This is a genomic window from uncultured Sphingomonas sp. (genome assembly GCF_913778135.1).
Classification (GTDB): Bacteria; Pseudomonadota; Alphaproteobacteria; order Sphingomonadales; family Sphingomonadaceae; genus Sphingomonas.
On the sequence record NZ_CAJYVU010000023.1, the window covers coordinates 1 to 10,576 of the forward strand.

Annotated in this window: 9 protein-coding genes and 1 tRNA gene; 8 read left to right on the forward strand and 2 right to left on the reverse strand. The window is 65.2% G+C overall.

Annotated features, from left to right (window positions below; genetic code table 11):
• The 5 genes from glgB to glgX form a co-directional block, all read left to right on the forward strand.
• Nucleotides 1-1,047, forward strand: a 1,047-nt coding sequence (glgB, locus tag QZ847_RS02325) for a 1,4-alpha-glucan branching enzyme (protein ID WP_294352720.1), incomplete at its 5' end; no start/stop codon positions are given.
• 32 nt (nucleotides 1,048-1,079) lie between these two features.
• Complete coding sequence (gene glgC, locus QZ847_RS02330) at nucleotides 1,080-2,348, forward strand: glucose-1-phosphate adenylyltransferase (RefSeq protein WP_294352721.1); 1,269 nt, start codon at nucleotides 1,080-1,082, stop codon at nucleotides 2,346-2,348.
• 5 nt (nucleotides 2,349-2,353) lie between these two features.
• On the forward strand, nucleotides 2,354-3,802 hold the full coding sequence (gene glgA / locus QZ847_RS02335) for a glycogen synthase GlgA (protein WP_294352722.1): 1,449 nt from the start codon (nucleotides 2,354-2,356) through the stop codon (nucleotides 3,800-3,802).
• Complete coding sequence (locus QZ847_RS02340; protein ID WP_294352724.1) at nucleotides 3,799-5,421, forward strand: alpha-D-glucose phosphate-specific phosphoglucomutase; 1,623 nt, start codon at nucleotides 3,799-3,801, stop codon at nucleotides 5,419-5,421. Before glgA ends, QZ847_RS02340 begins: the two co-directional genes overlap by 4 nt.
• Nucleotides 5,408-7,183 (forward strand): glycogen debranching protein GlgX, encoded by a 1,776-nt coding sequence (gene glgX, locus QZ847_RS02345; protein WP_294352726.1) that lies wholly within the window; start codon nucleotides 5,408-5,410, stop codon nucleotides 7,181-7,183. The genes QZ847_RS02340 and glgX overlap by 14 nt, the downstream gene beginning before the upstream one ends.
• Before the next feature lie 21 nt (nucleotides 7,184-7,204).
• Here the strand turns inward: glgX and dinB are convergent, their stop codons facing one another.
• Entirely contained in the window at nucleotides 7,205-8,290 is a 1,086-nt protein-coding gene (gene dinB / locus QZ847_RS02350; protein WP_294352728.1) for a DNA polymerase IV, read from the reverse strand.
• Nucleotides 8,291-8,391: 101 nt separating this feature from the next.
• Between dinB and QZ847_RS02355 the strand changes: the two genes are divergently transcribed.
• Nucleotides 8,392-9,051, forward strand: coding sequence for an epoxyqueuosine reductase QueH (locus QZ847_RS02355; RefSeq protein WP_294352730.1), 660 nt, complete (start codon nucleotides 8,392-8,394; stop codon nucleotides 9,049-9,051).
• Between the two features lie 85 nt (nucleotides 9,052-9,136).
• On the opposite strand, the gene QZ847_RS02360 is transcribed toward QZ847_RS02355, so the two are convergent.
• Nucleotides 9,137-9,213 (reverse strand) — tRNA-Pro (locus tag QZ847_RS02360).
• 147 nt (nucleotides 9,214-9,360) lie between these two features.
• Between QZ847_RS02360 and pnuC the strand changes: the two genes are divergently transcribed.
• Entirely contained in the window at nucleotides 9,361-9,942 is a 582-nt protein-coding gene (gene pnuC / locus QZ847_RS02365) for a nicotinamide riboside transporter PnuC (RefSeq protein WP_294352731.1), read from the forward strand.
• Entirely contained in the window at nucleotides 9,942-10,454 is a 513-nt protein-coding gene (locus tag QZ847_RS02370) for an ATP-binding protein (protein WP_294352733.1), read from the forward strand. The genes pnuC and QZ847_RS02370 overlap by 1 nt, the downstream gene beginning before the upstream one ends.
• Nucleotides 10,455-10,576 lie beyond the last annotated feature (122 nt).

The following is a 10,576-nucleotide window of genomic DNA, read 5'->3' on the forward strand; positions in this document are numbered from 1 at the left end:
TACAATTACGGCCGGCGCGAGGTGGCGTCGTTCCTGACCAACAACGCGCTGTTCTGGGCCGAGCGCTACCATGTCGACGCACTGCGGGTCGATGCGGTCGCCTCGATGCTGTACCGCGACTACAGCCGCAAGTCGGGTGAGTGGGTGCCCAACCAGGCCGGCGGGCGCGAAAATTGGGAAGCGGTCGACTTCCTGCGCGGCGTCAATCGCGCGGTCTATGCTGAGCACCCGGGCGTGTTCACGATCGCGGAGGAGTCGACCAGTTGGCCCGGCGTCAGCCAACCCGCCTATGACGAGGGCGCGCGCGAGAACCTGGGGTTCGGGTTCAAGTGGAACATGGGCTGGATGCACGACACGCTCCAGTATATGGCGCGCGAGCCGGTCCACCGGAAGCACCACCATGACGGCCTGACCTTCGGGCTGATGTACGCCTTCAGCGAAAACTTCGTCCTGCCGCTCAGCCACGACGAGGTCGTCCACGGCAAGGGCTCGCTCCTGACCAAAATGTCGGGCGACGACTGGCAGCAATTTGCCAATCTGCGCGCCTATTACGCGATGATGTGGGGCTATCCCGGCAAGAAGCTGCTGTTCATGGGACAGGAATTCGCGCAGCGCCGCGAGTGGAGCGAGGAGCGCGCGCTTGACTGGCACCTGCTAAAATCGTCGGCGCATGACGGCGTGCGCAAGCTGGTGCGCGACCTCAACCGCTTGTACCGCGAGAAGCCTGCGCTGCACGCACGCGACTGCGAGGTCGAGGGATTCGAGTGGGCGGTCGCCGACGACGCGGAGAATTCGGTCTTCGTCTGGCTGCGCAAGGCGCCGGGCGCGCCGACGATTGCGGTGATCGCCAACATGACGCCGGTCGCGCGAATGCCGTACCCGGTGCCGTTGCCGAACGATGGGCGCTGGCGCGAAATCCTGAACTCCGATGCGCATGATTACTGGGGGTCAGGGCTCGGTAATCTGGGCGGGGTGGTGGCGAAGGACGGCATCGCGCAGGTCACGCTGCCACCGCTCGCGACGATCATGCTGGAACAGGTGGGATAAGCGCGCACCGCGACGCGAACGGGAGGAACGGGATGACGCAGCACGATCCACGACGCAGCCACCCGCTGGCGCGAGACGCGATGGCCTATGTGCTGGCGGGCGGACGCGGCAGTCGCCTGGCGGAACTGACCGACACCCGTGCCAAGCCGGCGGTCTATTTCGGCGGCAAGAGCAGGATCATCGACTTCGCGCTGTCAAATGCGATCAACTCCGGCATTCGCCGCATCGGTGTTGCGACGCAGTACAAGGCGCACAGCCTAATCCGGCACCTGCAACGCGGCTGGAACTTTCTGCGGCCCGAGCGCAACGAGAGTTTCGACATCCTGCCCGCCTCGCAGCGCGTCAGCGAGTTCCAATGGTACGAGGGTACTGCCGACGCGGTGTACCAGAATATCGACATCATCGAGAGCTACGCGCCCGAGTTCATGGTCATCCTGGCGGGCGACCACATCTACAAGATGGATTACGAGGTGATGCTCCAGCAGCATTGCAACAGCGGCGCCGACGTGACGGTTGCCTGCATGGAGGTGCCGCGGTTGGAGGCGGTCGGCTTCGGCGTGATGCACGTCGACGCCGACGACCGCATCATCGACTTCGTGGAGAAGCCCGCAGACCCGCCGTCGATCCCCGGCCAGCCCGACGTAGCGCTCGCCAGCCTCGGCATCTACGTCTTCTCCACGCGGCTGCTGATCGAGGAACTGCGCCGCGATGCTGACACGCCAGGATCTAGCCGTGATTTTGGCAAGGACCTAATCCCCCATCTCGTCAAGCACGGCCACGCGCAGGCGCATCGATTCGGCGACAGCTGCGTTCGCACCGCCGAGGAACCTGCCGCATACTGGCGCGACGTCGGCACCGTCGATGCGTACTGGGAAGCGAACATCGACCTGACCGACGTCGTCCCGCAGCTCGACCTGTACGACCGAAGCTGGCCGCTGTGGACCTATTCTGAGATTACGCCGCCGGCGAAGTTCGTCCACGATCACGACGGGCGGCGCGGCTCGGCGGTGTCGAGCCTGATCGCGGGCGATTGCATCGTGTCGGGTTCGACGATCCATCGCTCGCTGCTGTCGACTGGCGTGCGTGCGCACAGCTATTCCTGCCTCGATGAAGCGGTGGTGCTGCCGTACACCCACATCGGGCGCGGTGCGCGATTGAGCCGCGTGGTGATCGATCGCGGCGTGCACATCCCCGACGGGCTGGTGGTGGGCGAAGACCCGGTTGCCGATGCGCACCGGTTTCGCCGCACCGACAAGGGCATCTGCCTCATCACGCAGCCGATGATCGACCGACTGGGCTGAACCAAGTGACGATCCGCGTTCTCTCCGTCGCGTCCGAGGCCTATTCGCTGGTCAAGACCGGTGGGCTCGCCGACGTGGTCGGCGCTCTGCCGGCTGCGCTCGCTTCGTACGGTGTCGAGGTGACCACGCTGATCCCCGGCTATCCCGCGGTCACGGCGAAGCTGGGCAAGACGCACGTGCTGCATCGCTGGCCCGCGCTGCTCGGCACGCCGGCGCGGTTGCTCGCGGGAGAGATCGAGGGGCACCCGCTGCTGGTGCTCGATGCACCCGATTTGTTCGCGCGGGATGGCAACCTCTACACCGATCCGGGCGGGAAGGATTGGCACGACAATTGGCGTCGCTTCGCCGCGCTCGCGCGCGCGGCCGCCGATCTCGGCTCGGGTGGCGTGAAGGGATGCCGCTACGATGTCGTCCACGCGCATGACTGGCAGGCAGCACTCGCGCCCGTCTACCTGCGCCACGCACCCGCGGGCGAGCGCGCCGCGCGATCGGTCATCACCATCCACAACATCGCATTTCAGGGCTGGTTCGATCCCGGCGTCCTGCCGTGGCTGGCGTTGCCGGACGATCTGTTCACCGTCGACGGCATCGAATTCTACGGCGGCGTCGGCTACCTCAAAGGGGGCATGCAGGCCGCGGACGCGATCACCACGGTCAGCCCGTCTTACGCGCAGGAAATCCTCTCGCCAGAGTTCGGCATGGGGCTGGAGGGGCTCGTCGCCGCGCGTCGCGACCGCGTGTCGGGAATCGTCAACGGCATCGATCCCGCGATCTGGAACCCCGCCAGCGACGCGGCGCTGCCCGCGCGCTACACCGACCGGACGCTTGGCAAGCGCTCCGCCAACAAGCGCGGCGTGGAGGCGCGGTTCGAGCTTCAGCCGGGCGACGGTCCGATCTTCACCGTCGTCAGCCGGTTGACGTGGCAGAAAGGCATGGACGTACTCGGCGAGTGCGTCGACGATCTGGTCGCGATGGGCGGTCGGCTCGCGCTGCTCGGGTCCGGCGACGCAGCGTTGGAGGAGGCGTTCCGGCTCGCAGCCGACCGTCATCCAGGCCGTGTCGGCGTCGTGATAGGCTATGACGAGGCGGTTTCGCACCTGCTGCAAGGCGGTGCCGACGCGATCCTAATTCCGTCACGCTTCGAACCATGCGGGCTGACCCAGCTCTACGGCCTCGCCTACGGCTGCGTGCCCGTCGTCGCGCGAACGGGCGGGCTCGCCGACACGATCATCGACGCGAACGAGGCCGCGCTTGCGGCTGGCGTGGCAACGGGCATTCAGTTCGCCGGCGTCTCACGCGACGCGCTTACCGCGGCGATCGCGCGCGCGATTCGCCTCTACGCCGATCGCACGACTTGGACGACGATCCAGCAGCGCGGCATGCGCAGCGACTTTTCCTGGGATCGTAGCGGACTGCGCTACGCCCAACTTTACCGGGGGCTTCTCGACACATGATCCGCGCCGTTCCGACGACCCCTTACCTCGATCAAAAGCCCGGTACCTCAGGCTTGCGCAAGAAGGTGCGCGTGTTCCAGCAGCCTAATTATGCCGAGAACTTCATCCAGTCGGTCTTCGACGTGCTTGAGCGCGAGCGTGCCGGTGCGACGCTGGTCATCGGCGGCGATGGTCGCTTCCTCAACCGCGAGGTAATTCAGGTCGCGATCCGCATGGCGGCGGCGGCGACCTTCGCGCGCGTGGTGGTCGGGCAGGGCGGCATTCTCTCCACGCCTGCCGCATCCAATCTGATCCGACGTCGCGGCGCGCTCGGCGGGCTCGTTCTTTCGGCCAGCCACAATCCCGGCGGGCCCGACGAAGATTTCGGGATCAAGTACAATGTGTCGAACGGCGGTCCCGCGCCGGAAGCGATCACCGACGCGATTTACGCGCGCACGCGTGTGATCGACACTTGGTATGCCGAGGATGGCGAAGACATCGACCTTGATAAGATCGGCGAGGTGCAGGTCGGCGGCATGACAGTCGAGGTCGTCGATCCCGTTGCGGATTATGCCGAACTGATGGAGACGCTGTTCGACTTCGAGGCGATCCGGCGCGCCGGTCTGACGATGGCGTTTGACGCGATGAGCGCGGTTACGGGTCCCTACGCGACCGAAATCCTGGAGCGCCGGCTCGGCTTCGCGCCCGGCACGGTCAGGAACGGAACACCGCTGCCCGATTTCGGCGGGCACCATCCCGACCCCAATCTCGTCCACGCGCGCGCACTCTACGACACGATGATGAGTGCCGATGCACCCGATTTCGGCGCAGCCTCCGATGGTGACGGCGATCGTAACCTCATCATCGGGCGTGGGCGCTTCGTGACACCGTCGGACAGCCTCGCGATGCTCGCCGCCAACGCGCATCTGGCACCCGGCTACGCTGCTGGGTTGAAGGGTATCGCGCGTTCGATGCCGACCAGCGCCGCCGCCGATCGTGTCGCGGCCGGGCTCGGCATCCCGGCCTATGAGACGCCGACCGGCTGGAAGTTCTTCGGCAACCTGCTCGACGCGGGTCTGGCGACGATCTGCGGCGAGGAGAGCGCCGGCACCGGCAGCGATCACGTGCGCGAGAAAGACGGGCTGTGGGCGGTTCTGCTGTGGCTCAACATCATGGCGGCAACGGGCAAGAGTGTCGACCAGATCGCACGCGACCATTGGGCGCAGTTCGGACGCAATTACTACGCGCGCCACGATTACGAAGGTGTCGACAGCGCCGCCGCCGATACGCTGATGCAGGAACTTCGCGGCAAGCTCGCGTCGTTATCGGGTGCCAGGCTCGGATCGCTGGTGATCACCGAGGCCGACGACTTCGCCTACACCGACCCGACTGACGGCTCGGAGAGTGCAAACCAGGGTATTCGCATCCTGTTCGAGGGCGGCAGCCGTGTCGTGTTTCGACTGTCGGGCACGGGTACCAGTGGCGCCACGCTGCGTGTCTACCTCGAACGCTACGAACCCATAGGCGGCGACCTCGACGTGGCGACCGACGTCATGCTTGCCGACATCGTCGCCGCAGCGGACGCACTCGCCGGTATTCGTCGGCACACCGGCCGCAGCGAGCCCGATGTCGTCACCTGAGCTTGGCGCCAAGGTCAGTCCGAGCGGGATCAGCTTCACCGTCCGGGCGCCTGCCGCACGGATGGTATGGCTCTGCCTGTTCGATGGCGAGGTAGAATGCCGTATCGCCATGTCCCATGATGGCGACATCTGGTGCGCAGAAGTGCCGGGTGCGGGCGAGGGCACGCGCTACGGCTACCGCGCTGACGGCGAGCCGCCGCACGACGTGTCGAAGCTGCTGGTCGATCCGTACGCCACAATGCTCGACCGACCTTTCGTCTACGACCCGAGCCTGGCCGAACGCGGCGTCGACACAGCTGCGCTGGTACCGAAAGCGGTGGTGCGCGCTCCATCTGCTACCGAGCCAGCTCCGCCGGTGTTTCGCCACGGTGGACTGATCTACGAGGTCAACGTTCGCGGGTTCACGATCCGTCACCCCGATGTGCCCGAGCATCAGCGCGGTACGATCGCGGCACTGGCACACCCGGCGGTGATCGCGCACCTGACGAAGCTGAGCGTCGACGCGGTCGAGCTGATGCCGGTCGTCGCTTGGATTGATGAGCGGCACTTGGGGCAACACGGTCTCGCAAACGCATGGGGCTATAATCCGGTCGTGCCGATGGCGCTCGACCCTCGTCTCGCGCCCGGCGGCGTGGCCGAGCTGCGCGACACCGTCGCAACGTTGCGCAGCCACGGCATCGGCGTGATCCTCGACCTGGTGTTCAATCATACCGGCGAAAGCGACGAACTCGGCCCGACGCTGTCGCTTCGTGGATTGGATGATGCGGCTTACGCGCGCGGTGGCGATGGCACGCTTATCAACGACGCCGGTACTGGCAACACGCTGAATTTCGCCCAAGCGTCGGTACGGGAGCTGACGCTCGCCACCATGCACCACTTCGTCGCTGCTTGCGGCGTCGACGGGTTCCGCTTCGATTTGGCGACGGTGATGGCGCGCGGACCAGGTTTCTCCTCCAACGCTCCGATTTTCGCCGAGATCGCGGCCGATCCGCTGCTCGCCGACCGCGTGATGATCGCCGAGCCTTGGGATACCGGGCCGGGCGGCTATCAGCTCGGCGCTTTTCCTTCCAATTGGCTCGAGTGGAACGATCGCTTCCGCGACGACGTGCGACGCTTCTGGCGCGGTGACGGGAGCAACGGAGCACTCGCCACGCGGATGTCGGGGTCGAGCGACGTGTTCGGCGACCGCGCAACCCGCAGCGTTAATTTCGTCGCCGCGCATGATGGCTTCACGCTGGCCGACACGGTTGCTTATGCCGAGCGGCACAATCACGCGAACGGCGAGAACAATCGCGACGGCCACGCGCATGAAGTGTCATGGAACAACGGCGTGGAAGGCGCATGCGGCGACGCCTCTGTGACCGAGCGGCGCCACGCCGATCAGCGCGCGCTTCTCGCCACCCTTTTCGCCAGCCGAGGCACGATCATGCTGACTGCCGGCGATGACTTCGGCCGATCGCAGGACGGTAACAACAATGCCTACGCGCAAGACAATGCGTTGACCTGGCTCGATTGGTGCGGTCGTGACCGTCAATTGCAGGATTTCGTGGCCGAGCTCGCACGTCAGCGTCGCATGGCGGCAGCCTTGCCCGATCCGGCGATTCGCCACGATGCGGCGTGGCGGCGGCTCGACTGCGGCGAAATGACTCAAGGCGACTGGGATGGAAGCGCTGGGTTTGAGATGCAAATCGACCAAGTTGTAATCCGCGTCGATCGCTCTGCCCGCTCGGTGTCGATCGGAAACGCTCAAGACAGTTTCTGATCTGCTTCCAACGTTTTAGCGTCAGCCCGTAAGAAGCAGCGGCAATCCGGGCTGCACCTGCTCATGTCCCCTGACGATCCCGGATAGCGTCAATCCCAGCAATCGAATGCCCCCCGCAACCGGCAGTTCCGGCGCGATCAACATCCGACCGATCGCGAGCATCTCCGCTTCGCTGGCGACCGGATCGCCGAGCGAGCGCGCTCGGGTAATGGTGTGAAAATTGCTGTCGCGCAGTTTGAGCGTCACCGTGCGACCGCGCGCCTGCTTTCGCTCCGCACGCGCCCATGCCGTGGTTGCGACGTGCGCCAACGCGGCATCGATCTCTTCCGGGGTGAACAAATTGCGTTCGAACGTGCGCTCCGCCCCGATCGACTTGCTCGCGCGGCTGGAGCGGACGGGGCGCTCGTCGATCCCCCGCGCGGCGCGGTGGAGGTATTCGGCGTAGCTGCCGAATTGCGCGCGCAGGAACTCGATCGGTCGATCGCGCAGGTCTGCGCCCGTTTCGATCCCCAGGCGCGACATCTTCGCCGCGGTGACCGGTCCGACGCCGTGGAAGCGCTTGACCGGCAGGCTGGCGACGAAGGTTGCGCCCTTGCCGGGCGGGATGACGCACAGGCCATCCGGCTTGTTCTGGTCCGAGGCGAGTTTGGCGATGAACTTGTTGTAGCTGACCCCGGCGGAAGCCGTCAGCCCCGTTACCGACTTGATGCGCGCGCGGATTTCCTCCGCGATCGCCTTGGCCGAGCCGAGCCCGCGTCGGTCGACCGTCACATCGAGATAGGCCTCATCCAGGCTCAGCGGCTCGATTTCAGCGGTGTAGTCGGCGAAAATCGCGTGGATCTGCCGACTGACCGCGGCATAGACTTCAAACCGTGGTTTGACGAACAGCAACTCCGGGCAGCGTCGCCGCGCGACCGACGATGGCATAGCCGAGCGGACGCCGAACACGCGCGCCTCGTAACTCGCCGCCGCCACGACGCCGCGCAGGCTCGATCCGCCGACCGCCAAGGGACGGCCGCGCAGCGTCGGATCGTCGCGTTGCTCGACCGACGCGTAGAAGGCGTCCATGTCGACGTGGATGATCTTTCGGACAAGCGCCTCGGTCACCGCGCGGGTATAATCGCATAAGACGTGTCGGTGTACCCGTTTCGTTCGCAGGCAGGCGCGGGCGGTTTTCGCTTGCCGCGTGATCGGCTAAAGCGGCTGGCATGACCGACCTTCAACGTCCTGTCCTCGTGCCGCCCAACGGCGAGAAGAAAGTGCTGCTCCATTCCTGCTGCGCGCCGTGTTCGGGCGAGGTCATGGAAGCGATGACCGCGAGCGGGATCAATTACACGGTCTTCTTCTACAATCCGAACATCCACCCGAAGGAAGAATATCTGCTTCGCAAGGATGAGAACATCCGCTTCGCGCGCGAGCACGACGTGCCGTTCGTCGACGCCGATTACGACACGGTAAACTGGTTCAAGCGCGCCAAGGGAATGGAGTGGGAGCCCGAGCGCGGCGCGCGCTGCACGATGTGTTTCGACATGCGATTCGAGCGTACCGCGCTCTACGCGCATGAGCACGGCTTTCCCGTCATTACCTCGTCACTCGGCATCTCGCGCTGGAAGGACATGAACCAGATCAATGGTTCGGGCGAGCGCGCCGCATCGCATTATCCCGGCATCGATTACTGGACGTTCAACTGGCGCAAGGGTGGGGGTGCCGCGCGCATGATCGAGATTTCGAAGCGCGAGCGCTTCTACCAGCAGGAATATTGCGGCTGCGTCTACTCGCTACGCGACAGCAATGCGCATCGCGTCGCGCAGGGCCGCGAGGAAATACGCATCGGCGAACTCTTTTACGGAGATGAGGTGAAAGGCTGACGCTGCGCGCCGTGCCGCTCATCTGACGAGCGGCTCTTCCGCGGTGCGGCTGACGCGTACACGCTTCCTTAGAAAGCGGGAAAAATGGTCGGGGAAAGAGGATTCGAACCTCCGGCCCCTGCCTCCCGAAGGCAGTGCTCTACCAGGCTGAGCTATTCCCCGACCGTGTGCTTACCCGACAAGGCCGGGGGCAGGCGGCGGCTTATATCAGCGAAATCGGCGGCTGCAAGCGGGTCATCGTGCAAATTTCCAGCGGAGCTGGTCGGGCTTTGAGATGGCGTTGCGCACGCCTGCGAAGTAGCAGGCGCTATGGGCAGCATCGAGTGTATCGCGACTTTGCTCGGGCTCGCCTGCGTCGCGCTCGCCGCGCGGCGGAGTTTGTGGACGTTCCCGTGCGGCATCGCTTCGGTCACGTTGCTAGGCATCGTGGTGTTTGAGGCCCGGCTGTACAGCGACGCGCTGTTGCAGGCATTCTTCGTCGTCGCGAACGTCTACGGCTGGCTCAACTGGTCGCGCAGCACCGACGCTGAGGGTGCCGTGTCGGTCAAGCACATGCCGGCGTCCATGCGCCTGCGCTGGTTGGCCGGGACGCTCGTTGCTTCGCTCGTCTGGGCGGCGTTCGTCCACCGCTTTACCGATGCCTCTTATCCGATTTGGGATGCGCTGATCGCCGGCACCAGCGTTGCGGCGCAGTTGCTGATGGCCAGGCGACGCATCGAGCATTGGTGGCTGTGGATCGCGGTCGATGTCGCCTCGGTACCGTTATACCTCGCCAAGCAGCTTTACCTGTTTGCTGCGCTCTACCTGCTCTATCTTGCCTTGTCGGTCTGGGGGCTTATCGACTGGCGTCGTGCCGCACGTCGAGCGGCGCGAGGGATCGTCACTGATTAATGTTGCGCACCATCTGCCTGCACGGACCCGAGAGCACCGGCAAGTCGACGATGGCGCCGCGGCTGGCGCGCCACTTCGACGTGCAATGCGTCGCCGAGTTCGGGCGCACTTATTGCGAGCAGCACGGTACAGATCTGACGATGGCGGACCTGGTCGCGATCGCGTGCGGACATGACGCCCAGACCCGCGCGGCGGTCGCCTCCGGCGACCAGCCAGTGATCCTCGACACCGATCCGCTGATGACAGCGGTGTGGGCGGACATGCTGTTCGGGCGCCGCGATCCGTGGTTCGAAAGCTGGACCGACACGGCCGATCTTTACCTGTTGTTCGACATCGACCTGCCGTGGCAGGCTGATGGCACGCGTATGTTCGGGACGCAGGCTGAGCGGCAGCGCTTCTTCGACCTGTCACGTCTTGAGCTCGAGCGTCGCGGGGTGCGCTGGGCACTGGTGTCGGGGCAGGGCAGCGCGCGCTACATGTCGGCACTCGCCGCAATCCGCGCCGCGAGCTGATCGGCAAGCGCGGCGCTTTGGCTTTTGCCGCGCGCCTGCTAACGCGCGCGGATCATGGCTACCCCGCTCTCGCACATTCGCAATTTCTCGATCATCGCGCACATCGATCACGGCAAATCCAC